Consider the following 26,153-nt stretch of genomic DNA (forward strand, 5'->3'; position numbering starts at 1 on the left):
ATCTTTTGTATAAGTCTGAGAGCATCTATGCTTTTTCTTTGAAATTTAAATTATAAAAATTCCATTCTTTGCTTATAAAATACCTATGCCCTCTTATCCACTTTAAGCTTTGCCACTTTTTCTAAAATTTCAAACATGCTCTTGCCACTATCAAATTCACTCTTTATAAATTTATAAAGCTCTTTAAATCTCTCATCGGCTTCAAGCTTATAGGTATGAGATTTTTTAGTAACTTGTATAGGTGTAAATTTCTTCTCTTTAGCGTTGTCTTCTTTTTCAAGATTATCTATATTCTGAATACCTTTTTCGTTTAGCTCTTTTAATATATTGACAGCATTTTTAGCATCTTCGCCAGATAGAGTTAGATCAAATCGCTCTTTTAATACATATTTAGCCCACTCCTCTTTAAACTCATCAACGCTCATATCACTATCAAGCAGATCAATAGTCCTTGAGTTTTGCATAAATAGCAAATCGCTATCGCCACGATATTCATTTAAAAATTCATTTACAGTGTATGGGGTATCTCTTAAAATTTTTGGCTTATCGTTGTCTGGTTTTGCTTGCTGACCTTGTATGTATTCTACAAATAAACCCTTGCTTTCATTTATGAAATTTTTAAGATCCGATAACTGCTCACTTGTAAAATCAGGATCATAGCCTCTAAGCTTTCCTATGATAGTGACTTTTGCTTCATCACCCTTTGTAAAGCCAGATAGCGGATATATATGTCTATCATAAGCTGCAGCTTGAGCTTTTCTATCAAGCCTTGCGTATTTAGGAAAGCTCATACCATATCCCATATCGTTACTAAGTATCTCGTTTATATCGTTAAACTGAAAGCCCATCTCTCTTGCTATGTTTTCTCTTGAAAGATAGTTAGTAGTTGAGAGGTTATTAGAAATTTGCATTTTACTATCCTTAGTTTCTTTAGCTCCATTAAATCTTAATCTAAGATATCGTCTTTTCTTTAAAAAATTTTATAAAAATACGTTTTTTAAATTTATCAGAAGTAGTTAAAAGATATTAAAAAGCTTTGTAAAAATGTATAAATTTTAGACAATCATCACTGCAGCTACAGCAAATCCGCCGTCGTGAGTTATGCTAAGGCTTGCTTCTTTGATATTAAAATTTATATAAATTTTTGGGCTAAATTTTATCTTTGGTGCGTTTTTTGCGTCTTTGCTAAGCTCAATGTCCAAAAAGCCACACTCTTTGCTAATGCCCACACCAAGGGCTTTACTAGCTGCTTCTTTGGCCGCCCAAAATCCAGCCAAAGTCGCATCGTTTTTTGCTAGCATGATCTCGTCATCACTAAGAAATTTTTTTAAAAAAAGCTCACCGTGACGAGCCTTCAGTCTTGAAATCCTATCTATCTTAACGATATCAATGCCTATCATTGCACCACAAAATCAGTAAAAAATATGTTTTTGATGTAGCCATCATTTAGCACTTCATTTAGCTTGCCGACGATCTCGTCTTTTAGCCTATCTTTGCCTTTTGCAGTGCTTACTTCTTCGTAAGTTTTTGACGAAAGTGTTCTAATGATAATGTCTCTTAAAAGTGCTTTTTTCTTATCAAGCTCAGGAGTTAGCAACTCATCGCTTTGCTCCATATCAATCTTAGTTTTAAGAAATCTTGAGCCATTTTCGCTAAGCAAATTTACAATAAACTGATCAAGCGGATATATCGGCCCCATATTTGAATAGTCGTTGCTACCATGCTTTGCCTTATTTTGAGCTGGCATGGACTGCGTTTGAGTCTGAGCTGGTGTTTGCGCCATATTTGCCTCTTTTGGCTCGTCAGAACTAAGCATCAAAAACGCGACTAGCCCTCCAATAACTAGCAGCAAAACAAATATCGCAATGATAATTATCATTAATGCACCATTGCCACCTTTTTTTGCCTTTTTCTCTTCAACTTCTTCAGCCATCTTTCCTCCTTTAAGTTTTGGCTATAATTATACAAAAAATTCGCAAAAATGAGAAAAAATGATACATAAAACAAATGCGGCTAGGGCTTTAGATAAGCTAAAAATTAATTATGAAATTTTAGAGTATGAAGTTGATTTAAACGATCTTTCAGCCATTCACGTAGCAGCTAGCACCAAGCAAGATATAAAGCAAATTTATAAAACTATTGTTTGTGAGTGTGAGCCTAAAAATTTCGTTGTTGCTTGCTTACAGGGCGATTTGGAGCTTGATCTAAAAGCACTTGCTCACGCGTACGGAGCTAAACGCTGCGAGCTTATAAATTTAAAAGACTTAGAAAAGATCACTGGCTACATCAGGGGCGGCTGCTCACCGCTTGCTATGAAAAAACACTTTGCGACTTTTATAGACGAACGTGCTAGAGAGCTTGATTACGTACTTGTGAGTGCTGGTGTAAGAGGTAAGCAGATCAAAATAGCACCAAACGATCTTTTAAAGGCTTGTGAAGCAAGTTTTGCCAATATCGCTAGGCTAGCTCTTTAAAAACTCTATAAATTTAAACTTCTCGCCTAAAAACTCTGGTGAGAGTAGAAATTTTGCTTGTTTAGCTGCATTTTCATAGGCTTGCTTGCTACCTTTTTCAAGCACTAAAGATAAAATTTCATCCACGCCAAAGTCGCAAACTAGGGCATCATTTTGTTTTTTAAATTTAAGCATCTTAAAGCCAGTCTCACTAAAAGCGTATTCAACTTGTTTAAAGCAAAGACTATAAGTTAGATCTGAAGTTTTAAAGTATGGTGCAAGGTTTGAAATTTCAAACAAAGAAAAAACTTGATGATCTTTAAAAACTCTTAAACTAAACTCATTTTTTGGCTCAAATTCGCCGTAGTCAAAGCTTAAAAATCTAACCTTTTTTGCTGCATTTGCAAGCTGGGCTGCAAATTTAGCGTAGCTAGCTGATATCTCGCCCTTTTTTATCCCGAATTTCTTTGCCAAGTCTAATAAATTTTGATCAGCTTTTTGCCAGTAAAATTTTAGCTCACTATCCACAAAAAGCATATTTTCGCCATCTATCGCCTCACAGCTAAATGCATCAAGTAGCTCATTTGAGATAACAAAAATTTCTTCAAATGAACACTCGTTTAAATTTTCATAATGCCTTATTTTGACATCATTGCCAAAGCGCTTTGTAAAAGTTTCAAGCTGCTTTTTTCTTAAATTTTCATGAGGCTCAATGATAATAAACTCTAAATTTTTTAAGATCTCTGGCTCGAGTGTAAAAATTCCTTGAACAAAATCAGCTAGCATTTCACCTGAGTTTGCGCCGATCTCCACAACCTTACAAGAGCTAGAAATTTCGCCTTTTCTAAGCAGCTTTAAAAAGTAGTTTGCAAGGCAAGCACCAAAGAGATAGCCAACGCTTACATTTGTATAAAAATCGCCCTTTTTGCCGATATCTACGCCGAATTTATAGTAGTTTTCATTGGCCCAGATATCAAAAAACTCGCTAAATTTCATAGATCAGGTAGCTTCCAGCCTCTGTAAAACGCAAACATCCTAACCGTTATGCCAGCAGCAAGCAAGAGCATAGTAAAAAATATATTGGTTAGGCCTAGATGATATAGCACAAAGTAAGCAAGCCCAACGCCAAGGCTTATCGTGCCGTAAAGTCCAGTGCGTAAAAACCATGGAATTTCATTTAGCAAAATATCTCTTAAGATACCGCCGCCAACGCCGTTAAAAAAGGCGATCATCATGACGCCAAAGATGTTGTAGTTGTACTCAATAGCAACCATCGCGCCAACGATCGAAAAACAGATAACATCGATCGCATCTGCGAAAATGAATACAAATTTTCGCTCCAAACCTTCTCTTTTTATGTGTAAATTTGCCACTCTTGAAACAATCAACATAAAAATAACAACGCTTACTGGCATATAGTGCGTAAATGAATAAACCGCCCTGCCAACGAGCATATCACGCATGATACCGCCACCAAGTGCGGTCAAAAATGCAGACAAAAAGACTCCAAGCCAGTCGCATTCCTTTTTCACTGCAAATAAAAACCCGCTAAGTGCAGCTGATGCGATACCGACGTATTCGACAAAAAGTATTAAACTCATATTTTTCCCTTAAAAGGTCGCATTTTATAATGAACTCTCATAAAAAATCATTAATACTATTTTTACCATTAGTTTATTTTAGGCTATAATAACGAAAAATTTAAGGAAGGAATTTTAATGAAAAGACTATTAATCATATTTCTTGCTGGTTTATTTTTCACGCCAAACTTAAATGCTGATGTGATCCAAAATCAAAAGCTAAAAAATGCAATAAATATTTTAAATGCTTTTGGTGCAAGAAATTTAAAGCCAAACACTAAATTTGAAGGCATAAAAGCGATCGCCATAATCCCTGATGTAACAAAAGCAGGCGCTGTTGTAACTGGCTCAACAGGCAAAGGCGTATTTATCGCTAAAAACGATGATGGTGAATGGTCAAGCCCATTTTTTGTAAATTACACATCCGGAAGTATAGGCTTGCAGATTGGTTACAGCTCAGCTGACATGATCATCTTATTTAAAAATTCAGAAGCTTATGCAAATTTATTTAATGCAAAAGATACGATCAGTCTAAAAGCAGAAGCAACTGGTGGCGTTGGTAATGAAGTAGCGATCACAAGTGATTTGCCTGAAATTTCAGCATTTGCTGAGGAGCGTGGCAAGACAAGTGGTGCTTTTGTAGGCGTTAGCCTAGATGTGGCAAGGCTAAAAATAAATAGACAAGATACAAATGATTACTATGAGCGAATGTATGATTTTGAGAATATCTACAATAATAGCCCAAAAGCTAGTAAATATACTCTCAAATTTAAAGAAATAATCTCAAAATACTTCTTATAGCTCAAATTTCTTGGCTCATTAAGTGGGTCAAGAGCTCTTTTTATTTTTACTTTTTTGATTAATTTTATAGAAGTTATGGCTTAGCTTTTTGCTAAACCATAAATAGTGAAACAAAGCGTTTTTTAGGGATTGGAGAAAATTGAGTCATATACTCAAACGCTTCTTCGTAATCGCCATCTGTATATTGTGCAACTTGTTCTATAAGCTCGTAAAGCTCCTCATCGTCCATAGAATCAAAACTGCCTCTATTTTCTAAAACCTCTAACAAAACGGCGTCTAATTCAAGCTCGTCGTAAGTCATTTTATTCCTTAATTTTGATTTAAAAAATGCGACACTATACCAAAACAATCTTATAAAATACTTTACTTGAAATTCGTAAGAAATTTTATGCTTTTTTTATAAGTAAAGTTGTAAAATCCTTATATTCATTATCATTTTAGTTAGGTTTTTGTGGATAATTTTGAACTATTTTATAAGCATTTTAAAGAGTTTTTAGAAGCCTTTGGGCAGAAAAGCTCAGAGTTAAAAGAACAAATTTTGCATGTACTTTTCATTAGCAACTCTCATCTAAGTGCTCAAGAAATTTCTTCAGAAATTTACAAAATCCACAAGAATGAAATTTCAATGACATCAATTTACTCGTTTTTAAATTTTCTCGAAATGCATCATCTTGCAAATTGTTTTGAAGAAAATGGAGTAAAAAAATTTGAGTTAAATTTAAAATCCTCGCACGATCATTTGATATGTGAAATTTGTGAAAAGATAGTTGATTTTGAAGATGAGATGATAGAGCAAAGACAAGAGCAAATTTGCAAAGAAAAAAATTTTAGCGAGCAGTCACATACGATGATACTTTATGGTATTTGCAGTGATTGCCAAGAGAAAAATGGAAATTAAATTTTATCATTTCATTTTACTTTTTGATAATGAAAAACAAAAAAATTTCAGGTTTATTTAAGCTATGAAATAGATAATACGCAATTAAAAAAAAGGATAAAAATGGATATAAAAACACAAACTTTAGCACAAGTTGCAAGCTATTTTTCAATGATAGCTCACACAAACGGTAGACTAAGAGTAAGAGTTAGTCCAAAGATAAAAGAGCTAAGTAGCAGCGTAAATTTAGCTAGCCTAGATGATGTGATAGCTCAGATAAATGGTATAAAAAATGTAAAATTTAACAAGCTAATCGGCTCTGTAACGATCGAATATGATCATGAAATTTTTCCAAAAAACCTTTGGGAAGATCTTTTAAAAGGGCAAAATTTAGAAGAGATTTCAACTAGAGTAAATGAAGTTGCAAAAGAAGTAAAATATGCTTAATGAACTTTTAAATGCATCATACACCAGCGAAAAAAACGCACTTAGTTTATATGAAAATTTAGTTTTATTTGGTGATGTTTTTAACGAGATCGCAAATATCAGAAAAAATGCGATCATCTTGATAGAAAAATTTGCGAGTACGCATGATTATGAGCTTGCTTGCGAAAATGAAGCTATATTTTTGCCAGCAAAAAATAAAGAAGATGCGCTAATACAAGCTTTAAACTATGAGTTAGAGCTAAATAAAATGTATGAAAAATTTTGTGAAAGCTTAGATGACGAGGAGCTAAAAGATCTATTTTTTAGACTTTGGGCTACTTCAAATAACGAATACGTCGCCTCTTTAAAACAACGCTTAAAAGAAATTTATAGTGGCTGTGAAATAAAAAATGAGCTAAATTTAAATGAAATTTCACAAAATTTTGAGCAAAATGGCATAACAAATATTTTAGAAAACTATCAAAACGACTTTAATGAGATAACTAAAAGCTTGCAAAATATCGCAAGTGGCAAAGCTGATAAAAATGAGTTAGCAAAGATAACCAATAATCCAAATTTCTCGTTTTTTAGCGGACTTGCGCTTGGGGCATTAGGTATTTCAGTAGTTAGCAAAAATTTTAATAAGGATGAAGAAAATGAATAATTTACAAAATCAAACAAAGAAAGGATTTAAAATGGCATTACCATTTTTAGCAGGTTTAGCAGTAGGCGGTTTAGCAATAGCTGCTTGGAATAAAAGAGATAAGATCAAAGAGTACGCCCAAGATGGCTTTGATAAAGGCAAAGAGGCCGCAAAAGATCTTTACAAAAAAGGTAAAAGTGTTGCAAAAGATGCAAAAGACTTTATAGTAAAAGAAGAGAAAAAAGCAAAACGTGGTGCTAAAAAAGTAGAAAAAGAGGCTGAAAAAGTGGTAAAGAAAACAAGAAAACCACGCGCTAAAAAGCCAGCCGCTCCAAAAGCTATCACACCAAACGATATAGCTTAAGGATAGAGAATGCAAGAAAATAGTCTTTTTACACTTTCAAGCACAAGACTTCCATTTGATCACTTCATCAGCGGAGCTTTAATCGCTGGCATGGGTGCAGCTGCACTTGGCTTTAGCGACTATCTAAATAATAGAGCGACTAAAAAAGATGTCGCTAAAAAGATAGCAAAATACGCTGTAACAGGTGGTTTTGTAGGTGCTGTTGGCATTCATGCTTCAAATTTAATAGCACAAAAAAAATATCTAAATGCGGCAGCTTTTACAGCAGCTGGTATCGGCGGTCTTTTGATAGCAGAAAAACTAATAAAATTGGAGAGTAAATAATGAATAACCCTTACATTAATGAAGAAAACGTAGCAAGTGAAACTGCAGCTAACAATGCAGCAGCTTCTCAGCCAAGCGCAATCGATAATGCAATAAACAATGCAGCTCAAAATTTACCATTTGTGCCTGAAAATTTTAATGCTGCTGGCTTTGTAAAAGGTCTAGTTTTAGGTGGTATCGCAGCTTATGTACTGACTAATCCAAAAGCACAAGAGTGCGTATTTAAAGCGATTATCAAAGGTGGCGAGCTTATAAATGCTGGCATAGAAGAACTAAAAGAGCGTTTTGAAGATGTCAAAGCAGAACTTGACTCACAAAAATAAGATCACTCTAGCTCACAAGAGTAAAAATAGAGCGAGGTTTATTTGCGAGAGCCTAAACGCTAGAAGCGACGTCAGCGCTATCGAGGCTGCGATCTCAGAGCGAACTGATGCACTAAGTGTTCGTGTAAATAAATACGCAAAAAGCATTATCGTTGAATACGATAAAAACTACGATAAAATTTTAAACTTTATCAAGAGCTATGAATTTCCAACAAAGGCAAAAGATCCAAATTTGCCAAGCAAGGCAAATATCTATAAGGCTGCTGTTGCACTTGGCATAACGCCATTTATGAGTAACAAAACTCTAAAATCAGCCGTGACTCTTTACGCCACAGCTCCAAATCTAATAGAAGGTGCAAAAGAGCTAAGGCATGAGGGTATCACTTCAAAAGTGCTTGAGGCAACTGCCATTGGTACTAGCCTAGCAATGGGCGATCATTTAGCAGCAAATAGCACAAATTTGATGATAAATATCGGCGAATATATGGAAGAAAGTGCTAGCCACAGAAGCGATGATCTCATCAAAGAGCTAGCAAAACCAAATATCGAAGAAGTCTGGGTCGAGAGAAATTTAAATGGTGAAAAGACGCTTGAAAAAGTAAAAACCGAAAATTTAAAAAAGGGCGACATCGTAGTAGTTGGAGCTGGTGAGACGATAGGTGTTGATGGTTATATCGTTGAAGGTAATGCCGATGTAAATCAAGTCTCAATGACCGGAGAGGCTGAGCCTATACCAAAAGCTAGAGGCGACCGTGTTATAAGTGGCACCGTGGTTGATGAAGGTAGGATAAAAATTTGGGCTGAAAATGTAGGTAGCGACACAGCGACAGCTAGGATCAAAGAGTACATACAAACCTCACTCAATGAAAAATCAGCCATTGGTGTAAAAGCGTTAAAACTAGCTGATAAACTTGTGCCTGTTACGCTCTCGCTTGCTGGACTTTCATACATTATAAATAAAAATATGAATAGCGTTGCTAGCGTACTTCAAGCGGACTACTCTTGCGCATTAAAGCTTGCTACACCAGTTGCTTTTAAATCAAGCATCTCAAAAGCTGGTAGAAACGGCATTCTTGTAAAAGGTGCAAAGGCGATCGAAGCTTTAAGCTCAGTTGATACTTTTGTATTTGATAAGACCGGCACTCTTACACATGGACGCCTAAGTGTAGTTGAAATTTACTCATTTAAAGAGGGCTTTTCTCAAAATGATATATTAAATTTAACTGCAAGTGCCGAGGAACACTACTTTCATCCAGTAGCTGAAGCAATAGTTGAAGCTGCAAATAAGCGTGGTTTCCACCATATCCATCACGATGAAGTTGAATTTATCGTAGCTCATGGCGTAAAAACTGCGATGCACGGCAAAGAGGTAGTTATCGGCAGCAGGCACTTCTTAGAAGATGACGAGATGATAAGCTTTAAAGCTCATGAAGCTTTAATAAGCAAAGCATTAAATAGCGGTTTAACCTTACTCTACGTAGGATATGATAAAGAGCTAGTCGGAGTCATCGCTATGAAAGATGATATGAGAGAAAACGCAAAAGACATGGTGGTAAAACTACGCAGTCTTGGCGTAAAAGAGGTCGTCATGCTAAGTGGTGACATCAAAAGCAAGGCTGAAGAGGTGGCACGCGAGCTTGGACTTGATAGAGTCTATGCAGAGTGCTTACCAACAGATAAAGCAGCTATTATCGAAGAGTTAAAGAGCGAGGGCAAAAAAGTAGCCTTTGTGGGAGATGGCATAAATGATGCTCCAAGCCTAACTAAGGCAAATGTGGGCATAAGTATGCACAAGGGTGCTGATATAGCTAAAGCGACGGCTGATATAAGTCTTTTGAAAGACGACATCATGAGCGTAGCTCTTGTAAAAGAGCTAGCAAATAAAACAATGGATTTAATTAGCTCAAATTTCCGCTCAACCGTTGGCGTAAACACAGCTATACTAAGTGCTGCGACACTTGGCATGTTAAATCCAATAGCAACTGCCATGCTTCATAATGGCACAACGATTTGGCTTTTATTAAACTCAATGAAGGGCGTAAAATTCAAATCAAAATAAATTTGAAAGGGTAGATGGTGCTTGATAGTTTCTTAAATTTTTTAAACGGCAAAATGGACGTAGCCAACGACTTTTTATATGGATATTTTTTAGTCATTATTCTTGTGGCTACGGGAATTTATTTTAGTTATTTGACTCGTTTTGTGCAGTTTAGGATGTTTTTTGAGGCTTGCAGGGTCTTAGTAGAAAAAAAAGACAAGTACAATAAGCACCATTTAACGCCATTTCAAGCACTTATGATCTCGACTGCTTCGCGCGTTGGCATAGGCAATATCGCTGGAATTTCAGCTGCTATCGCCGCGGGCGGTCCTGGTGCTCTTTTCTGGATGTGCTTGATGGCATTTTTAGGATCAGCTTCGGCTTTTATAGAGAGCACACTTGCACAAATTTATAAAACAAAAGACGTTTTTGGATTTAAAGGTGGTCCAGCTTATTACATCAAAAATGGCCTTGGCATAAAGTGGTTGGCTTCGCTTTTTGCGGTGATTCTCATCATCACCTACGCATACGGCTTTAACGGCCTTCAAAGCTATACCATGACATCAGCCTTTGAAATTTACTACGACAAAGCTGGTAGCAACGTTAGCTTTGCGCAAAGCGGCCTACCTGTTGGTATCGGTCTTATTCTTACGGCATTTGCGGCGGTAATGTTTTTTAGCAAAAGCCACATCATCGGTAAAGTAAGCTCATACATCGTACCTTTCATGGCACTTGCCTACATCTCGCTAGCACTTATTGCTATCGTTTTAAATTTCAAAGAAATTCCTGATGTTGTTAAGATGATTTTAGAAAATGCCTTTGATTTTAAAGCGATATTTGGCGGATTTGCCGGCAGCGTGATCGTAATAGGCATCAAAAGAGGCCTTTTCTCAAACGAAGCTGGCATGGGTTCAGCTCCAAACGCAGCAGCCGCAGCACATACTAGCCACCCAGTAAAACAAGGCCTAGTTCAAGCAATGGCAGTCTTTATAGACATGACTATATGTATCGCTTCTGGTATGATCGTGCTATTTTCACAGGCATATCTTACAAAGCAAACTGGATCAAGTGGTGAGGTGCTAACAGCACTTCCTCTCGTTCAAGCTGCAATGAAAGAGTATTTTGGTGAATTTGGAGTTCATTTTACCACTCTTGCGGTCGTACTTTTTGCCATCACTTCACTTATTGGTAACTACTACTACGCTCAGGCAAATATGAAATTTTTAACAAAAAACCACAAGCTTACGTTGCTATTTAAGATAACAGCTGTCGTTATGATATTTATTGGTGCTCAAATGAATTTAAAGCTCGCTTGGAATATCGCTGATATCACAATGGCTGCGATGGCAACTATTAACATCATCGCTATATTCTTACTTTCAAAAGTAGTGATAATAGCAGTCAAAGATTACGAAGCTCAAAGAAAAGCTGGACAAAATCCAGAATTTGACCCAGAAAGCCTTGGTATCAAAAATACAAGTTGCTGGAATAAAAACTAAATGGAGAAGAATTTGAAAAACGATACAAAAATAAGTGGCAAACTACTTGATATAAACACTCATAGACAAGTATCAAAAGTCGGTATGGGCATCACTTTAGCCTCAGTTTGCTTAAGTGCCCTTTTTATGAAAAGAAATAAAAGTATTAAGAAATTTCACGTTGCTTCAGGTATTGCATTTACTTGTTTTGCTCTTTATCATGCTGGACTTTATGATAATGGAATCTTCAAAAAAATGATAATAAAAGCAAAAAATGAGGTAAAAAAGGCATAAAATGATACTTAGCGACGCAGAAATTCTAAGCTATATAAACGAAGATATACCTTACTTTGATCTTACTACGTCGCTTCAAAATATCGATAAAAATGCCTTACTTGAAATTTATTCACGTGATGAAATTTGCGTTAGCTGCGTTGATGTAGCCGCAAGTATCGCGAGGCTACTTTCATGCGAAAGTCAAATTTTTATCCAAAATGGTCAAATTTGCAAAGCTGGCGATGTAATTATCAAAATTTATGGTGATTATGAAAGCGCACACAAGGTCTGGAAGCTAGCTCAAGTAGCTTTAGAATATGCCAGCGGCATTGCAACCTATACAAAAAAAATGGTAAATGCCGCAAAGTGCGTCAATGAAAAGTGTGAAGTGTTGGCAACTAGAAAGAGTTTTCCATTTGCTAAGAAATTTTGCGTAAAAGCCGTACTTGAAGGCGGTGGTGGCATCCATAGACTTGGGCTTAGCGATAGTATTTTATTTTTTAAAAACCACATGAAAGCTTATGGTGGCTTTGATAAATTTCTCTCTCATTTACCAGAGTTTAAAGCCAAAATGGCTGAGCGAAAAATCTGCGTCGAGGCGGAAAATTTAGACGAAGCAAATAAGCTTTTAAAAGCAAACTGTGATGTTGTGCAATGCGATAAATTTAGTCCAGAGCTTATCGAAAATGTACTCTCTTTAAGAGATGAGATTTCGCCAAATACCATTATCCTAGCAGCTGGTGGCATAAATTTAGCAAATGTAAAAGAATACGCAAAAGCCGATGCGATAGTAACGTCAGCGATGTATTCAAAAGGCGTTGCTGATATCAGCACCAGACTTGAGATTTTGTAAATTTTTACGACGACCGATACAGCAAAATATCTATCAAAGTTAAAAATTTACAGAAAATGTATTTTGGCTCTGGAATTTGAACGATACGCAATAAAAAATTAACATTTTTTATTTCAAATTCACCTCATAACTACAAGCAAAAACATAAACTAATAAAGTTAAATTTTCTAATTTGTTTTCTCTAAAAAATAATAACACTTATATTTCGCTTTACACCATGTGCATATAAAACTCAATTAAAATTTTAAAATTTATAAACAAGCACATCACACTTTTAAATTCAGTAACAAACGATAACGAGTGAGTAAGATTTATAATTTGCCTAGAAATTTTCAAATTCCAGGCAAATTTAAGTCAAGCCTACCTTCTAACGACATGCAAGAACTGCATATGTTTGCGGTATTGCTCGATTACGTCATTTATCAGCGTGGCCTCGCTCCAACCAAGCACGTCGTAGTCTTGACCACCCTCTTTTAGATATACCTCGGCTCTGTAGTAAAGATCGTCGCCGTCAAGCTCTCTGGTGTAGTCTGGGCTCTGGCTCTTGGTGAGATAGACGCCATATCTAAAGTCCATCTCGTCGCCAAGTCCGACATTTAAATTTACAAAATTTTCGCCATTTGTGACCTTTGCTTCAAGGCCGTTTTTGGCAAATTCCTCTTTTAGCTCGTTAAAAACTTTTAGCACGACTTCGTTTAAAAATTTCTTGCCATCTTTCTTGCCTGGCAGCGTAATGATCGCACTTAGGCGCTCTTGCCACGGCTTTGAAAGATCACTAATGGGCATGTTGCTAAAGTTATTTGTCTCTTTTTTGGTTAGATCCACACGTAACGCCTTAAATAGCCCATAAATAGCACCAAGTAGCACTATGGCAAATGGCAGCGCGGTCGTGATCGTAAGTGCTTGAAGTGAGCCAAGACCGCCTGCTAGCATCAAAAATGCCGCCACGACGCCCACTGTAACGCCCCAAAAGACCTTTTGCCAAACCGGCGTATCATCCCTACCGTTTGAACAAAGCATATTCATCACGATCGCCGCAGAGTCGGCAGAAGTCACAAAAAATATGACGATCATAAAGACGGCGATGGTGCTTAGCACGCCTGAGAAGCTAAATTTTTCTAAAAACATAAAAAGTGCTGAGGCTGAGTCGGAATTTACAGTCGTTGCTAGCTCGCTAAAGCCGCCTTGCACAAGAGCGATCGCTGAGTTGCCAAAAAAGCTCATCCAAGCAAAGGTAAAGCCAGTTGGCACTAAAAGTACGCCGATCACAAATTCTCTTATCGTTCTGCCCTTTGAAATTTTAGCTATAAAAAGCCCCACAAACGGCGACCAAGATAGCCACCAAGTCCAGTATAGCAGCGTCCAGCCACCAAGCCAGCTCTCGTTTTGCCTCTCATAGGCGTAGAGGTTAAAGGTATTTGAGATGAGCGTAGAGACGTAGTCGCCACTGTTTTGTACAAACGACTTTAGAAGCTGTGTCGTATCGCCTAAAAATAGTATCAAAAACATAAAACATATAGCTAGCGCGATATTTGCGTTTGATAAGATCTTGATGCCCTTATCCACGCCGCTTGCCGCTGAGATGGTAGCTGCAAAACAAAGCACTATTAGAAGCGTGATGTGCATAGTCGGCAGGCCAAAAACGTGCGTAAGACCGGCATTTACCTGAAGCACACCATATCCCAGCGAGGTCGCCACACCAAAAAGGGTCGCTACGACGGCAAATGTATCGATGGCGCTACCTATCTTGCCGTAAATTTTATCTCCGATGATCGGATAAAACGCCGATCTAAGCGTGAGTGGCAAGCCGTGTCTATACGAGAAAAAGGCTAGAATTAGCGCTACGATAGCATAAACTGACCATGCACTCATGCCCCAGTGAAAAAATGTGATATTCAACGCAAGCTTTTGCGCTGCGATAGTTTGCGCGTCGCCAACTGGTGGGTTTAGATAGTGCATGAGCGGCTCGGCCACACCAAAAAATACTAGACCTATGCCCATGCCAGCGGCAAAAAGCATAGAAAACCACGAGATATTTTTGTGCTCTGGCTTTACGTGATCAGCTCCAAGCTTGATCTCGCCAAGCTTGCTAAAGCCAAGTATAATGACGCTTAGAAGTATGACGGCGACGGCTAGGATGTAAAACCAGCCAAATTTGGCCGCGATGTAGTTTTGCATACCTTTAAAAAACTCATTTGATAAATTTGGAAAAATCGCTGCAAATGCCGTTATTAAAACTATGACAACAAGCGATGGGATAAATACTGAGTTGTTAAATTTTGACCTTTGAAATTTAAACATTTTTCTCCTTTTTATAAATTTCAGTCTCGCTTTAAAATAACAAAAAAGAGTAAATAGATCAAATTTTCTCTTTAAAATTTTTATGAAATTTTAAGCTCTAGCCACCAAAAATAGCCACTTTGAAGTTTATCTCAAGTCGCTTTTATCTCTCTTTGGTTTTGCAAGAGTTATTAGCACTATGACGACAAAAGCTATGCCAAATGTGATATATAAAATGATCTTTGGCGAGTCATACTCTATCCTAGATCTTGCGACCTCTTCGCCACTTGCCTCCACTAGCTCGCCGCGCTTTATCATACCGCTGATATCTTTTGCACTAAGCGATTTAGATGGTCTTGTTAAAATTTCTATGACGCTCAGATCCGCCACCTCATAAACGCTATGCTTTATGCCATAAAATGGCTTTATCTTGCTAAAAAAATAGAGCTTATCGCCATTTGCATAAACTGCGCCATATTCGCCATCTTTTACCAGCCCTAACTCACGCCAAGAGGAGCTTGGGGCAAATTTATATAAAGAGACTATTTGTGCTACTAAGTGTCTGCCGTGCCTTGAGCGCTGCCACTCTTCGCCTTGCTGTAAAAAATACGCTGAGCCCTCATCTACAAAAACGTCAGTATAGAGCCTTTTTAGCTCGCCTTTTAGCTGGTAGTCTGAAATTTTAGCTTGCTCGTTTTTACTGCCATCCCAAAAGTAAATTCCATCTTTGCTGGCAAAAAGAGGCCAAAACGAGTGCACGTTATCCACGCTATAAATTGCGCTATAAGGCATATTTTGAGCGCTAAATTTGAGCTCATTTGCAAACGCCGCCCCACTTTTTGGCTCAAAAAGATATTCCATATCGTGCTTATCATCATAGCAAATCCGGCGCGTCCCATCTGTGTAGCTCGCATCAAGCTTATAAAAGCCTAAAAATAGGCTCTTGCCGTCTGTGTAATATCCGCTAGGAGCGCCATTTTCTGCTGTGATGTATCTTAGCTCGCTAGGATCTGCGTCAAGCTTTTCGCCCTTGTAGTAAAGCGTGCCGCCATCTCTTGCAAAGCCAGCGTCAAATATAGGCTCTAAATTTGTGCCTTCAACCCTTTTTGTCCTGTAAAAATAAGGGCTATCATCGTAGCTTTTTATAAAAACGTGAGCAAGGTTTTTCATAATGGCGCTAAATTCTCTAAATCCCGCCTCTTTCTCGCTTCTAGTGGCGCAATAATAGCTTATCTTGCCATCACTTAGATAGCCATTGCCAAGCACTTTGGCACTTTTTGGATCAAGACCAGGCAAAATTTCTCTAGCGCAATAGACATGATTTTTATCAGCCGCCACATTTGAGTAGTCGTATGCATGTTTTAGCTTTAAAATCCTAAAACTAGCCTCATCGACGCCTTTTAGCTCATACTTGCCACTGCCTGAAATTTGAACGTAAATTTTACCCTCAGGCGAGCGGTAAAACTCGCTACTATCAATGTTTGCAAAGCCTCTTTGATACTCGCCCTCATGCCATAGATAAAGCATCGCCAAAACAAAAAATAGCGTCAAGATGACTAAAAAATAAACAAATCTAATAGTAATTTTTCTCATTATCTATAATCATCCACCCTTTTTTTAAGCCCACTTTTTTGCTTTTTGTTTTTAAAAATAGCGCCAACTACCGAGACTATAAATGCAATGGCTAAAAATATCCAGTAGGCATATTTTTGCGAGTAATCATCAAAGTCGCTTATCGCATCGATCACCACCTCGCCCTCAGCTGGCGTCATAGCGCCTTGATCTACCATTTTTACTATCTCATCAAGTTTTAAATTCTTAACATTTGGGCCATAAGGACGAGTGAGAATTTCAACCACACCAAGGTCGTTTATATCATAAACGCTGCTGTTAAAACGCCAGCCGTAGCCGACGTTATCAAAATAATATGTCTTATCTCCGTTTGCATAAACCGCTCCGTAGCCATCGTTTCTTACAAGCCCTATCTTTCGCCACTGCTCTTTTGTATCAAGCCTTACGATACACGTGTGGCGTGAGCTTAGGCTGTGATCATTTTTCGTGTTGTGCCAAATTTCATAGGTTTTTAGAAAATATGTCTTGCCATCACTTATCACCACGTCGCCATATAACGGCGTTATCTCGCCTTTAAACGGATCGTCTCCGTCTCTTACAAACTCGCCCTCATCTATGCTGTTATACCACTGCCACTTTCGCTCCCAGTGATAGATCCCGCCTTTGCCGCGAAAGAGCGCATGATAGGAGTGCTCATCTTTTAGGTTAAAAAGTGGCTCGTATGGGGCAAATTTTGGGTCAAATGCGTGATCGTTTGCATAGACCATGCCAGAATTTGGCTCATAAAGATAGTGAATGCGCCATATCTCGCCGATATCACGCATTTGTGGGCTAAATTTGATCCCTAGTTTTGTGCTGTCATAATAGACATTTTCTCCGTCAGTCGTAAAATGCACGCTCTTTCTGCCAGATGCCTGCTCGATATATCGCATTTTACTAGCATTTGCGCCCTCTAGCTCTTTGCCATCATGATAGACCTTCACGCCGTCGCTTGCATAGCCAAAGCCCAAGATCGCTGCTAAATTTGCGTTATCAACCTGCCTAAATTTATAGATATGAGTTTGCGCTTTTGGCGTATCAAACATTTTATGTGAGACGATGTCCCAAAACTCTTTAAGCGCGGATATTTCGAGGTTCGTCTCGCTTACGCTATCACAAAAATATGTGATCTTGCCATCGCCAAAATAGCCATTGCCAAGCGCTCTAACGCCATTTGGATCAAGCCCGCTCATCACGAGATTGCCACAATATACCGCCTCATCGCTAGCGCCAACGTTTCTGTTGTCGTATTTTCCGGTGTCAATGTATCTAAATTTGCTGGCCCTCACGCCTATTAGCTCAAATTTACCGCCGCTTGGCACCATGGCATAGACTTTGTCATCTTTGACGTAAAAAAAGCTATTATTTAACTCTTTACTATCGCCAATGTCGTCGTCTAAAATAGTAGCTAACCCAAAGATAAAAAAATAGATAGCAAAAAATATCACAACAATGGCGATCATTACGGAAATTAGCGGATGTTTTTTTAGCATTTTAGCTCCATATCAAACAATTTTAAAGACCTTATCATGCCAAAAACCTTTCATACATTTAAATTTCAAAGTACCTATCCAAATATGAAATATCTAAATATCAAAAACCTAAAATATGCGGATTTGCCCATCTAAAATAGAAAACAAGCAGCTGCTAATATCATGAGAGCTACAAAAATGTCAAACTTTAACATAAGCCCCATAACCCCGTCATAAATAAGCCCCAACGCAACAAGGCAAAAATAAAAACAACCAAGCATGAAGATCAAATTTTTAAGCTTTGCAAAAAGCCCTGACTCCTCACTATTTTTTGCGATGAGGATAATAGTATCTATCTTATTTAAAAAACCAACCTTGTTATATTTTATCCGGACTAGGTCACCCACTTCATATTTATATATTTCAGGCGGAAATGTCTCACTAAACCTCATCTTATCAACAACAATACTAAGGCTTACAACAGAATTTTGTCTAACAACTCTTCTATTTAGCGCGCTTATCCTACCGATCTTTTTCAAGCTACTCCAGCCCCTCGGCGATCTCAAGTACTTCAAAATAGTCATTTTCAAGCTCTTCTAGCTCGGCTTTTGCCGCTTCTAGCTCGTTATAAAGCGTGGTAAGACCTAGTTCTTGATAAATTTTAGGGTCGCTTAGAGCCTCGTTTAGCTCGGTTATTCTTATTTCAAGGGCTGAAATTTTATCTGGATATGTGTTTAAAATTTGCGTTTGTTTGTAGCTCAGCTTTGCGCCTGTTTTGCTCTTTTGCTTAGCTTCATTTTGACTATTTGAGAGCTCTTTTTCAAATTTATCAAGCTCTTTCATTTCATCTTCAAGCTCCAAATATACGCTGTATTCTTCGTGCAAAACATTTATCCTCTCGCCTTCAAACGCCCAAAGCTTATTTGCCATCTTATCGACAAAATATCTATCGTGGCTTACTAACAAGATCGCCCCCTCAAAGCTTTGCAAATAATCCTCTAAAATGTTAATAGTTGCGATATCTAGGTCATTTGTCGGCTCGTCAAGTACTAGTACGTCGTAGGTTTTTGTAAAAAGAAGTGCAAGCGCCACGCGGTTTTTCTCGCCACCACTTAAAACACCTATCTTTTTATCTAAAAATTCTTTTGGGAAAAGGAAATTTTTAAGATAGCCATAAACGTGCATATTTCGCCCACGAACTAGCACGTGGTCGCCACCGTTTGGACAAAATGTCTCGATGAGGCTCTTGTCATCATCAAGGACATTTCTCGCTTGATCAAAGTAGCCGATACTTACTTCGCCTCTTTTTATCTCGCCACTACTTGGCTTTTCAAGTCCTAGCAAAATTTTAAGTAGTGTACTTTTGCCGCTACCATTTCGCCCGACTATGGCGATCCTTTCGCCTTGTAAAACCCTTGCGTCAAATTTTTCAAAAAGCACCTTGCCGTCTATGCTTTTGCTTAAATTTTTAAACTCAAAGAGCATTTTTTTGCGGTTTTGGCTCTGCGTTTGGTTGAAATTTTTACTCGCGCGCTCAAGCTCAAGCCTCACGCGTCTTATCACGCCTGGGTTTTTCTTGGCCTCCTCGCGCATGGCGAGCACTCGCTCTTTTCTGCCTTCATTTCGTTTTAGTCTAGCTTTTACGCCGCGCCTTAGCCACTCCTCTTCAGCTTTTAGCTGCTTTAGTAGCGTTTCATGCGACTTTGCAAGGCTTGCTAAAATTTCCTCTTTTTTGGTTAGATAGTTTGCATATCCGCCCTCGAAATTTTTTAAGCTTGCATCCTCGACCTCAACGCACCTGGTTGCCAGCGCATCGATAAAATACCTATCGTGGCTTATAAAAACTATGCTTTGATTTGAACCCTTTAGCATATCTTCAAGAAATTTGACCATGTAAACATCAAGGTGGTTTGTTGGCTCATCAAGTAGCAGCACATCTGGCTTTTTAAGGATGAGCGCACCAAGTGCCACGCGTCTAATCTCGCCGCCACTTAGCGAGCAAATAGGCCTGTTTTCATACTCTTTTAGCTTAAATTCTTGCAAAATTCGCTCTATTTTGTGCTCGATATTCCAGCCATCTTTTGCTTCTATAAATTTTATAAGTCTCTCTTGCTCTTTTAAAATTTCTTTGTTTTCTGGGTCGTTTGCTAGCAAGACTCCACTTTTTTCGTACTCGCTTATCGCATCAAATATCTCTTTTAGCTCGTTATTTAGCGCTTCTCTCACACTAAACGTGGCGTTAAAATTTGGATTTTGTGCTAGCATCTCGACGCTTATTAGGCTTTGCACTATCCGTCTGCCGCTATCCACCGTCACCTCACCAGAGATGATCTTCATTAGCGTGCTCTTACCACTGCCATTTTTGCCGATTATTGCGATCTTTTCATTTTCATTTATACTAAAATTTACACCATTTAAAATTTCATTTGCGCCGAATTTTTTACTAACGTCTATCAGGTCGATTAATGCCATTTTTCTCTCATTTTTAAATTTTTTGCGATTATATCAAAAGGGAGCTAAAACCTAATTTGGCTATAATTGCCACATAAATTTAGACTTTCAAGCGAGCATTTAATGAATCTTTCTATGAAAAAATTAGTAATTCCTATATTTTTAGATATGTTTTTACACTTCATCACACTCATCATCAACACCTACATGGTAACGAAAGTGAGCGTACATCTTGTGGGCGCCATGGGTGCAGGTAATCAAGTGATGGATCTTTTTATGACTATTTTTAACTTTCTAAGCATTGGCTGCTCGGTCGTCGTCGCACAAGCCTTGGGAGCTAAAAAGAACGATCTTGCCTCAAACGTCATACATGCAAGCATCACTTCAAACACCATATTTGGCGTATTTTCAGCTATCATCATCTACGTCTTTGGCTACAACATCTTAAATTTACTAAACGTGCCAAAAGAGCTCATCAACGAGAGTTTTTCATATCTACATATCCTTGGCTTTGCCCTGCTCTTTGACGGCATAGGTATGGTGCTAGCTGCGGTACTTCGCGTTTATAACTTTGCAACCGGCGTAATGCTAACCTCAGTTTTAATGAACGTCATCACCATTTTTGGCAATGCTATCGCCCTTTTTGGCTGGTTTGACCTGCCAAATTTAGGCCTCCAAGGGGTTGCTCTCTCGACGCTTGTAGGCAGACTAATAGGCGTTTTTGTCCTACTTTACATGCTCACTCGCGTGGCAAAAGTTAAAATTTTTATTAGCAAGCTACTTATCGTGCCATTTGAAATTTTAAAGAAAATACTCACCATCGGCCTTCCAAGCGCAGGGGAAAATTTACTCTGGATGGCGCAATACATGGTCGCTTTTGGCTTTGTAGCAAGCATGGGCGAGGCTAGCCTTAGCGTACAGACTATCTACTTTCAGATCACGCTTCTTATCTTACTTTGTGGAGCAAGTATCAGCGTGGCAAACGAGGTCATCGTAGGGCATTTAGTAGGCGCTAGCGAGTTTAACGAGGCCTATACAAGGACATTTAAAGCGCTAAAAATAGGCGTTTTTATAACTCTTATTGTCGTTCTTATCGCCTACGCACTTAAAAACCAGATCATGGACGCACTAAATTTAAACGAAAATTTACGTGCGATCATGCTACCGCTTTTTACACTTTCGATATTTCTTGAAGCGGGTAGAACCTTTAACATAGTCATCGTAAACGCCCTTCGTGCAAGTGGTGACGCGAAATTTCCTCTTGCGACTGGCCTTATCTTCATGTGGGGGCTTTCACTGCCACTTGGATATTTTTTAGGTATCTATCTTGGCTGGGGAATTATCGGCGTTTGGATAGGATTTTGTGCTGATGAGTGGCTAAGAGGTCTTGCAAATACGTGGCGTTGGAGAAGTAAAAAATGGCAAGAAAAACGCCTAGTTTAAAGCAAAAGAGCATAAATTTAGACTTTTATGGGCTAAGCGTTTTAATAAATTTTAAAACAAATGTAAAATCCATGCGTCTAAGAGTTGGCAAGGATGCTAAGATCACGCTATCTATGCCATTTTATAGCACACAAAAGATGGCTCTTAGTTTTCTTGAGATGCACAGAATTTGGCTTGAAAATACTTACAAAAAAGCTCTTTTGAATTTACCAAAAGATGATGAGATGAAATTTCTTGGGCAAATTTATAAGATAAAATTTGATGAAAATTTTAAAGAGCCATTTTTTGATGGCGAGTTTGTCTTTACGCCAAATTTAAAAAGCCTTGAGCGTTTTGTAAAAGTAAGAGCAAAAGAGCTATTTTTAGAGCTTATAAGCCATTTTCAGCCTTTTATAAATAAGCCAATCAAGCGTATAGTCATACGAAATAGCAAAACTCGCTGGGGCAGCTGTAATCACAAAAAAGGCTATATAAACCTAAGCCTAAGACTCATAGAAAAGCCACTCTCAGCCGTGCGCTACGTCGTACTTCACGAGCTTACTCACCTACTCTATCCGCATCATCAAAGCAGCTTTTATAAATTTATAGAACATATCATGCCTGATTATAAAGAGCAAGAGAGAATTTTAAGAGCGTAATTTATTTTCATCAAGTAAGTGTAAAAATTAATATGCTAAAATTGCATGTTAATTCACAAAAAGGGAATTTCAATGAAAAAAATGATTTTTATCTCAATCTTAGCTGCTTGTGCTTTTGCAGGTAACTTTGAAGATGGACTAAAGGCATATGGGAGCTCAAATTTCAAAGAAGCTTTGGCTAAATTTGAAGCAGGATGTTTGGCAAATGATGTAAAATCTTGCGTAAAAGTTGGAGCGATTTACCAACTAGGAAAAACAGCTCTACCTAATCCAAGCAAGGCCTTAGAGTACTATAATAAAGCTTGCGAAGCTGGTGAGGTTGAAGGTTGCTCGGCAGCTGGTGGACTTTATCTAAATACTGAGCCACAAAAAGCAAGAGAACTTTTTAATAAAGCTTGTGAGAAGAATGATGGATATTCTTGCGAGATGGTAGGTTCTATCTTAATAGAAGCTAAGGAATTTAAAAAAGCTTATGAATTTTTAGTAAAAGGCTGCGAATTAGGCGATAAGATGTCTTGCGAATTTGCAGGTGATCTAAGACGCTCAAAACAACTATAATTTTTAGGCTTTCGAGCCTAAAAATTTCTTATTTAATTTATTACACCAATATCCTTAAACAAAAAATCCTAAAAAACACTTATTTTAAATAGAAATTACTCAAAGTATAAAGGTAGCCCTAAAAAATTTATATTAGAAATTTAGGCAAGAGTGCTCTTGCCTAAGATTAGATTATTTTTATTTGATTAAGTGGTTTGTCTTTAATGCCCCATTGAGTCATAAAAACAAATCCATAAAGTACAGCAGCTACGATATAAGCAGTGTATTCGTTTGGTATAAGATTAAATTTCGCACATATATTTGGCACAAGAGCTAGTGGCACAACAGGGATCAAAAGAATACGCTCCCAAATTCTAAGCTTTGTGACATAGTAGCCTTGAAGTAAGCTTGAAAATGCAAACATTCCCACGATCGCCATACCAAAGACAAGTAAAATTTCAAGTGGATTGCTCATCCAGACTATTCCTTTTGAATCAAGCGGGTCGCCCTCATTTACGCTTTCTATTAGCATAAGTTTGTTGTTAAAGAAAAATGCAAATGGCAAGATCGCCGTTCTTAGATCGTAAAAGAATCCTTGAACGCCAACGGTTATAGGATTCGCTTTGGCGATACCAGCTGCTGCATAAGCTGCGATGCCAACTGGTGGCGTGTCATCAGCTAAAATTCCAAAGTAAAAGACAAAAAGATGCACAGCAATGGCTGGGATTAAAAAGCCATTTTTGTGCGCCAAAAATAAAATAACAGGTGCCACAAGGCTTGAAACTACGATGTAGTTTGCCGTCGTTGGAAGGCCCATTCCTAGTATAAGTGACATCATCGCAGTAAGAAGCAATATCATAACTATATTATCACCAGCAAGTAGCTCAACTAGATCTGAAAGTACTTGGCCAAGGCCAGTTAGAGAGATAGAGCCCACGATGATACCTGCAAGCGCGGTTGCTATAGCGATCGTTGTCATACTTTTTGCGGCTGCGACCATCGCCCAAAATATATCTTCAAAGCCTATTAACACATCATTTATTCCAACTTTTTCGCCACTTGCTAGTTTTTTAACTGGCTCTTGAAAGATCATTATTAAAAATAAAAATCCAATCGCATTAAATGCCGCAGCGATGGCCGATTCTTTTGCGATTAATAGCGTATAAAGCAAAATTAAAATCGGAGTTATATAGTGAAGTCCGCTTACAAAAATTTTAAATCTTGAGTGAAATTCGCTTTGATTTATACCTTTTAAGCCAAGCTTCACACTCTCTAAATGAACGATAAAAAATAGCGACAAATAACAAGCAAACGCTGGGATAACCGCCGCCATCATGACATTTGTATATGTCATGCCTAAAAACTCAGCGATGATAAAAGCAGCTGCGCCCATGATCGGAGGCATGAGCTGTCCATTTACGCCAGCAGCGACCTCAATGGCTCCAGCTTTTGTGCGCGAAAGACCAGCTTTTTTCATAAGTGGTATAGTAAATGTACCAACTGTTACAACATTTGCAGTGGAGCTTCCTGAAACCATGCCAGTTAGGCCACTTGCGATAACTGAAGCCTTAGCTGGGCCGCCTCTATATTTTCCAAGAAGCGAGAAGGCTAAATTTATGAAATATTGCCCAGCACCTGCTCGCTCAAGCAATGAGCCAAAAAGAACAAAAAGATAGATAAAACTAACGCTAACTCCGATAGGCACACCAAAGATGCCCTCAGTCGTCAAAAACATATGGCCTGCGATCTTTTCAAAGCTGGCACCTTGATGAGCGATGATGTCTGGCATATAAGGGCCAAAGTGATCATATATCAAAAATAATATACAAATAATTGGAAGTGCTGGCCCCATTACGCGCCTGCCAGCCTCAAGCAAGACAATGATCGCTAGAAACGATATGACAATATCTTGCGTGATGTAGTCCCCTGTCCTATCAGCTAACTCATAAAAATAAACCGCTGGATAAAGCACGGCAATAACGCCTACCACACAAAAGACCAGATCGTAAAATGGCAAACTAGAATGTGCCTTTTTATGAAAAGTGACTGGATAAAGCAAAAATACAAGACCAACCGCAAAGGCTAGGTGCACCGAGCGTGAAATGTTAGTATTTAGCGGAAAATAAGCTATATAAAGCTGAAAAATTGACCAAGAAAAGCATACGATCGCAATGAAATAGTTGTAAAAATTGCTATTTATCTCCCTTGTTTTTACTTCGACAAATTGTTCTTCGTTGTCTTTGACTTCGTTCATCTCTCTCCTTTAAAATTTAAATATATAAATTTAGAAAAAATTTGCATATTTAAATTTTATCCAGAGGCAAAAGCCCCTGGAAATGGATTATTTTAAAATACCAGCCTCTTTAAATGCAGCCTCTGCAGCTGGGTGAAGCGGAGCTGAAAGACCTTGAACAAGATCTTCTTTGTTTACTGATTTTAGCGCTGGGTGAAGAGTTTTATACTCATCAAAGTTGTCTAAAATAGCTTTTATCACAGCTTTTACAGCCTCGTCCTTTGTATCTTTGCTAGTTACTAAAACAGCTTTTACACCAATAGTATTTACATCGTGATCGACGCCGTCATATGAGCCTTTTGGGATCACACCTTTTGCAAAGTATGGTTTTTCTTTAAGAAGGTTATCGATCTCATTGCCTTCGATGTTTAGGATATCAATAGGCAAAGATGTCGCTGCGTCAGTGATGTTTGCAGTTGGGTGACCGACAACAAAGCTATATCCGTCTATCTTTTTATCTTTTAGTGCGTGTGGGCATTCGCCAACTGTTAAAACACCGCGGTAGCCTAGTTTTGAAACGTCAAAGCCTTTTGCTTTAAAGACTTCAAGTGTACTCACTTCGTTGCCACTGCCTGGGTTTCCGACGTTATATTTTTTGCCTGCAAATGAAGCAAGATCACTTGTAAGACCGCTATCTTTTGCTACAACAAATGCAAGAAGCTCTGGATAGATGGCAACTACTGAGCGTAAATTTTCATCTTTTGCTCCGTCAAATTTGCCAGTGCCGTTAAATTTATCATAGACGACGTCGCTTTGAACAAAGCCAAATGTAAGCTCTTTTTTGAGGACGTTATTTACGTTGTAGACTGAGCCGCCAGTTGATTGGACTGAGCATTTTACATTGGTATTTTTGTTTGCTAAACGGCAAATCGCTCCACCTATCGGATAATAAGTGCCTGTCATGCCGCCAGTACCGATACTGATAAATTCTTTTGCTGAAAGAGTTGTTGCTAAAAGCAAGCCAGCAAGTGCTAAAGAAGTAGTTTTCATCT

28 protein-coding genes are annotated in these 26,153 nt (G+C 38.1%); 15 read left to right on the plus strand and 13 right to left on the minus strand.

Annotated features, from left to right (window positions below; all coding sequences use genetic code 11):
- Positions 1-83 precede the first annotated feature (83 nt).
- The 3 genes from CCON33237_RS09915 to fliL form a co-directional block, all read right to left on the minus strand.
- The gene (locus CCON33237_RS09915; RefSeq protein WP_054196783.1) at positions 84-911 is read right to left on the minus strand and encodes a hypothetical protein; all 828 of its coding nucleotides are present in this window, start codon (positions 909-911) and stop codon (positions 84-86) included.
- A 144-nt stretch (positions 912-1,055) separates the two neighbouring features.
- A complete protein-coding gene (gene acpS, locus CCON33237_RS05770) occupies positions 1,056-1,400 on the minus strand; it encodes a holo-ACP synthase (RefSeq protein WP_054196784.1) in 345 nt (114 codons plus the stop codon).
- Positions 1,397-1,933 (minus strand): flagellar basal body-associated protein FliL, encoded by a 537-nt coding sequence (gene fliL / locus CCON33237_RS05775; RefSeq protein ID WP_021091240.1) that lies wholly within the window; start codon positions 1,931-1,933, stop codon positions 1,397-1,399. The genes acpS and fliL overlap by 4 nt, the downstream gene beginning before the upstream one ends.
- Before the next feature lie 58 nt (positions 1,934-1,991).
- Here fliL and ybaK point away from each other — a divergent pair, with 58 nt between their 5' ends.
- Entirely contained in the window at positions 1,992-2,474 is a 483-nt protein-coding gene (gene ybaK / locus CCON33237_RS05780) for a Cys-tRNA(Pro) deacylase (protein WP_054196785.1), read from the plus strand.
- Here the strand turns inward: ybaK and CCON33237_RS05785 are convergent.
- A complete protein-coding gene (locus CCON33237_RS05785; protein WP_054196786.1) occupies positions 2,463-3,449 on the minus strand; it encodes an SAM-dependent methyltransferase in 987 nt (328 codons plus the stop codon). The genes ybaK and CCON33237_RS05785 overlap by 12 nt on opposite strands.
- Positions 3,446-4,054 (minus strand): trimeric intracellular cation channel family protein, encoded by a 609-nt coding sequence (locus CCON33237_RS05790; RefSeq protein WP_054196787.1) that lies wholly within the window; start codon positions 4,052-4,054, stop codon positions 3,446-3,448. Before CCON33237_RS05790 ends, CCON33237_RS05785 begins: the two co-directional genes overlap by 4 nt.
- A gap of 117 nt (positions 4,055-4,171) precedes the next feature.
- On the opposite strand from CCON33237_RS05790, the gene CCON33237_RS05795 reads away from it, so the two are divergent.
- On the plus strand, positions 4,172-4,834 hold the full coding sequence (locus CCON33237_RS05795) for a lipid-binding SYLF domain-containing protein (protein WP_054196788.1): 663 nt from the start codon (positions 4,172-4,174) through the stop codon (positions 4,832-4,834).
- A gap of 91 nt (positions 4,835-4,925) precedes the next feature.
- Here the strand turns inward: CCON33237_RS05795 and CCON33237_RS05800 are convergent, their stop codons facing one another.
- Entirely contained in the window at positions 4,926-5,135 is a 210-nt protein-coding gene (locus CCON33237_RS05800; RefSeq protein ID WP_002942234.1) for a hypothetical protein, read from the minus strand.
- 150 nt (positions 5,136-5,285) lie between these two features.
- On the opposite strand from CCON33237_RS05800, the gene CCON33237_RS05805 reads away from it, so the two are divergent.
- From CCON33237_RS05805 to modD, 10 genes are all read left to right on the plus strand, one after another.
- The gene (locus tag CCON33237_RS05805; RefSeq protein ID WP_054196789.1) at positions 5,286-5,732 is read left to right on the plus strand and encodes a Fur family transcriptional regulator; all 447 of its coding nucleotides are present in this window, start codon (positions 5,286-5,288) and stop codon (positions 5,730-5,732) included.
- 102 nt (positions 5,733-5,834) lie between these two features.
- Entirely contained in the window at positions 5,835-6,158 is a 324-nt protein-coding gene (locus CCON33237_RS05810) for an HMA2 domain-containing protein (protein ID WP_021091233.1), read from the plus strand.
- Positions 6,151-6,801 (plus strand): ferritin-like domain-containing protein, encoded by a 651-nt coding sequence (locus CCON33237_RS05815; protein ID WP_054196790.1) that lies wholly within the window; start codon positions 6,151-6,153, stop codon positions 6,799-6,801. The genes CCON33237_RS05810 and CCON33237_RS05815 overlap by 8 nt, the downstream gene beginning before the upstream one ends.
- Complete coding sequence (locus CCON33237_RS05820; protein ID WP_021091243.1) at positions 6,794-7,144, plus strand: hypothetical protein; 351 nt, start codon at positions 6,794-6,796, stop codon at positions 7,142-7,144. Before CCON33237_RS05815 ends, CCON33237_RS05820 begins: the two co-directional genes overlap by 8 nt.
- 9 nt (positions 7,145-7,153) lie before the next feature.
- Positions 7,154-7,468 (plus strand): magnetosome protein MamC family protein, encoded by a 315-nt coding sequence (locus CCON33237_RS05825; protein WP_021091246.1) that lies wholly within the window; start codon positions 7,154-7,156, stop codon positions 7,466-7,468.
- Positions 7,468-7,791, plus strand: coding sequence for a hypothetical protein (locus tag CCON33237_RS05830; protein WP_054196791.1), 324 nt, complete (start codon positions 7,468-7,470; stop codon positions 7,789-7,791). Before CCON33237_RS05825 ends, CCON33237_RS05830 begins: the two co-directional genes overlap by 1 nt.
- The gene (locus CCON33237_RS05835; protein WP_054196792.1) at positions 7,775-9,850 is read left to right on the plus strand and encodes a heavy metal translocating P-type ATPase; all 2,076 of its coding nucleotides are present in this window, start codon (positions 7,775-7,777) and stop codon (positions 9,848-9,850) included. The genes CCON33237_RS05830 and CCON33237_RS05835 overlap by 17 nt, the downstream gene beginning before the upstream one ends.
- 14 nt (positions 9,851-9,864) lie before the next feature.
- The gene (locus CCON33237_RS05840; protein WP_054196793.1) at positions 9,865-11,328 is read left to right on the plus strand and encodes an alanine/glycine:cation symporter family protein; all 1,464 of its coding nucleotides are present in this window, start codon (positions 9,865-9,867) and stop codon (positions 11,326-11,328) included.
- Positions 11,329-11,340: 12 nt separating this feature from the next.
- The gene (locus CCON33237_RS05845) at positions 11,341-11,601 is read left to right on the plus strand and encodes a helicase (RefSeq protein ID WP_103583443.1); all 261 of its coding nucleotides are present in this window, start codon (positions 11,341-11,343) and stop codon (positions 11,599-11,601) included.
- Between the two features lies 1 nt (position 11,602).
- Positions 11,603-12,436 (plus strand): ModD protein, encoded by an 834-nt coding sequence (gene modD, locus CCON33237_RS05850; protein WP_054196795.1) that lies wholly within the window; start codon positions 11,603-11,605, stop codon positions 12,434-12,436.
- Positions 12,437-12,796: 360 nt separating this feature from the next.
- Here modD and CCON33237_RS05855 read toward each other — a convergent pair whose 3' ends face one another.
- The 5 genes from CCON33237_RS05855 to abc-f form a co-directional block, all read right to left on the minus strand.
- Complete coding sequence (locus tag CCON33237_RS05855) at positions 12,797-14,737, minus strand: BCCT family transporter (RefSeq protein ID WP_054196796.1); 1,941 nt, start codon at positions 14,735-14,737, stop codon at positions 12,797-12,799.
- Between the two features lie 126 nt (positions 14,738-14,863).
- Positions 14,864-16,309, minus strand: coding sequence for a DKNYY domain-containing protein (locus CCON33237_RS05860; RefSeq protein ID WP_054196797.1), 1,446 nt, complete (start codon positions 16,307-16,309; stop codon positions 14,864-14,866).
- Positions 16,309-17,820 (minus strand): DKNYY domain-containing protein, encoded by a 1,512-nt coding sequence (locus CCON33237_RS05865; protein WP_054196798.1) that lies wholly within the window; start codon positions 17,818-17,820, stop codon positions 16,309-16,311. Before CCON33237_RS05865 ends, CCON33237_RS05860 begins: the two co-directional genes overlap by 1 nt.
- Positions 17,821-17,951: 131 nt before the next feature.
- A complete protein-coding gene (locus tag CCON33237_RS05870; protein ID WP_054196799.1) occupies positions 17,952-18,338 on the minus strand; it encodes a hypothetical protein in 387 nt (128 codons plus the stop codon).
- A 1-nt stretch (position 18,339) separates the two neighbouring features.
- Positions 18,340-20,271, minus strand: coding sequence for a ribosomal protection-like ABC-F family protein (abc-f, locus tag CCON33237_RS05875; protein ID WP_054196800.1), 1,932 nt, complete (start codon positions 20,269-20,271; stop codon positions 18,340-18,342).
- A 102-nt stretch (positions 20,272-20,373) separates the two neighbouring features.
- Between abc-f and CCON33237_RS05880 the strand changes: the two genes are divergently transcribed.
- From CCON33237_RS05880 to CCON33237_RS05890, 3 genes are all read left to right on the plus strand, one after another.
- Entirely contained in the window at positions 20,374-21,693 is a 1,320-nt protein-coding gene (locus tag CCON33237_RS05880) for an MATE family efflux transporter (protein ID WP_054197412.1), read from the plus strand.
- Positions 21,669-22,331 carry a M48 family metallopeptidase gene (locus CCON33237_RS05885; protein ID WP_054196801.1) on the plus strand — a complete coding sequence of 221 codons (663 nt, stop codon included), beginning with the start codon at positions 21,669-21,671 and terminating at the stop codon, positions 22,329-22,331. The genes CCON33237_RS05880 and CCON33237_RS05885 overlap by 25 nt, the downstream gene beginning before the upstream one ends.
- 72 nt (positions 22,332-22,403) lie before the next feature.
- A complete protein-coding gene (locus CCON33237_RS05890; protein ID WP_054196802.1) occupies positions 22,404-22,889 on the plus strand; it encodes a tetratricopeptide repeat protein in 486 nt (161 codons plus the stop codon).
- Positions 22,890-23,055: 166 nt separating this feature from the next.
- Here CCON33237_RS05890 and CCON33237_RS05895 read toward each other — a convergent pair whose 3' ends face one another.
- Together CCON33237_RS05895 and CCON33237_RS05900 are read right to left on the minus strand one after the other, a co-directional pair.
- Positions 23,056-25,122, minus strand: a complete 2,067-nt coding sequence (locus CCON33237_RS05895; protein WP_054196803.1) for a TRAP transporter permease — start codon at positions 25,120-25,122, stop codon at positions 23,056-23,058.
- 87 nt (positions 25,123-25,209) lie between these two features.
- Positions 25,210-26,151, minus strand: a complete 942-nt coding sequence (locus tag CCON33237_RS05900) for a TAXI family TRAP transporter solute-binding subunit (protein WP_054196804.1) — start codon at positions 26,149-26,151, stop codon at positions 25,210-25,212.
- Positions 26,152-26,153 lie beyond the last annotated feature (2 nt).

Source organism: Campylobacter concisus (genome assembly GCF_001298465.1).
Taxonomy (GTDB): domain Bacteria; phylum Campylobacterota; class Campylobacteria; order Campylobacterales; family Campylobacteraceae; genus Campylobacter_A; species Campylobacter_A concisus.

Excerpts from the sequence above, each read along its gene's own strand:
- CCON33237_RS09915 (WP_054196783.1), bottom strand. The coding sequence starts at position 911 with ATGCAAATTTCTAATAACCTCTCAACTACTAACTATCTTTCAAGAGAA.
- acpS (WP_054196784.1), bottom strand. The coding sequence starts at position 1,400 with ATGATAGGCATTGATATCGTTAAGATAGATAGGATTTCAAGACTGAAG.
- fliL (WP_021091240.1), bottom strand. The coding sequence starts at position 1,933 with ATGGCTGAAGAAGTTGAAGAGAAAAAGGCAAAAAAAGGTGGCAATGGT.
- ybaK (WP_054196785.1), top strand. The coding sequence starts at position 1,992 with ATGATACATAAAACAAATGCGGCTAGGGCTTTAGATAAGCTAAAAATT.
- CCON33237_RS05785 (WP_054196786.1), bottom strand. The coding sequence starts at position 3,449 with ATGAAATTTAGCGAGTTTTTTGATATCTGGGCCAATGAAAACTACTAT.
- CCON33237_RS05790 (WP_054196787.1), bottom strand. The coding sequence starts at position 4,054 with ATGAGTTTAATACTTTTTGTCGAATACGTCGGTATCGCATCAGCTGCA.
- CCON33237_RS05795 (WP_054196788.1), top strand. The coding sequence starts at position 4,172 with ATGAAAAGACTATTAATCATATTTCTTGCTGGTTTATTTTTCACGCCA.
- CCON33237_RS05800 (WP_002942234.1), bottom strand. The coding sequence starts at position 5,135 with ATGACTTACGACGAGCTTGAATTAGACGCCGTTTTGTTAGAGGTTTTA.
- CCON33237_RS05810 (WP_021091233.1), top strand. The coding sequence starts at position 5,835 with ATGGATATAAAAACACAAACTTTAGCACAAGTTGCAAGCTATTTTTCA.
- CCON33237_RS05815 (WP_054196790.1), top strand. The coding sequence starts at position 6,151 with ATGCTTAATGAACTTTTAAATGCATCATACACCAGCGAAAAAAACGCA.
- CCON33237_RS05820 (WP_021091243.1), top strand. The coding sequence starts at position 6,794 with ATGAATAATTTACAAAATCAAACAAAGAAAGGATTTAAAATGGCATTA.
- CCON33237_RS05825 (WP_021091246.1), top strand. The coding sequence starts at position 7,154 with ATGCAAGAAAATAGTCTTTTTACACTTTCAAGCACAAGACTTCCATTT.
- CCON33237_RS05830 (WP_054196791.1), top strand. The coding sequence starts at position 7,468 with ATGAATAACCCTTACATTAATGAAGAAAACGTAGCAAGTGAAACTGCA.
- CCON33237_RS05840 (WP_054196793.1), top strand. The coding sequence starts at position 9,865 with ATGGTGCTTGATAGTTTCTTAAATTTTTTAAACGGCAAAATGGACGTA.
- modD (WP_054196795.1), top strand. The coding sequence starts at position 11,603 with ATGATACTTAGCGACGCAGAAATTCTAAGCTATATAAACGAAGATATA.
- CCON33237_RS05855 (WP_054196796.1), bottom strand. The coding sequence starts at position 14,737 with ATGTTTAAATTTCAAAGGTCAAAATTTAACAACTCAGTATTTATCCCA.
- CCON33237_RS05860 (WP_054196797.1), bottom strand. The coding sequence starts at position 16,309 with ATGAGAAAAATTACTATTAGATTTGTTTATTTTTTAGTCATCTTGACG.
- CCON33237_RS05865 (WP_054196798.1), bottom strand. The coding sequence starts at position 17,820 with ATGCTAAAAAAACATCCGCTAATTTCCGTAATGATCGCCATTGTTGTG.
- abc-f (WP_054196800.1), bottom strand. The coding sequence starts at position 20,271 with ATGGCATTAATCGACCTGATAGACGTTAGTAAAAAATTCGGCGCAAAT.
- CCON33237_RS05880 (WP_054197412.1), top strand. The coding sequence starts at position 20,374 with ATGAATCTTTCTATGAAAAAATTAGTAATTCCTATATTTTTAGATATG.
- CCON33237_RS05885 (WP_054196801.1), top strand. The coding sequence starts at position 21,669 with ATGGCAAGAAAAACGCCTAGTTTAAAGCAAAAGAGCATAAATTTAGAC.
- CCON33237_RS05890 (WP_054196802.1), top strand. The coding sequence starts at position 22,404 with ATGAAAAAAATGATTTTTATCTCAATCTTAGCTGCTTGTGCTTTTGCA.
- CCON33237_RS05895 (WP_054196803.1), bottom strand. The coding sequence starts at position 25,122 with ATGAACGAAGTCAAAGACAACGAAGAACAATTTGTCGAAGTAAAAACA.
- CCON33237_RS05900 (WP_054196804.1), bottom strand. The coding sequence starts at position 26,151 with ATGAAAACTACTTCTTTAGCACTTGCTGGCTTGCTTTTAGCAACAACT.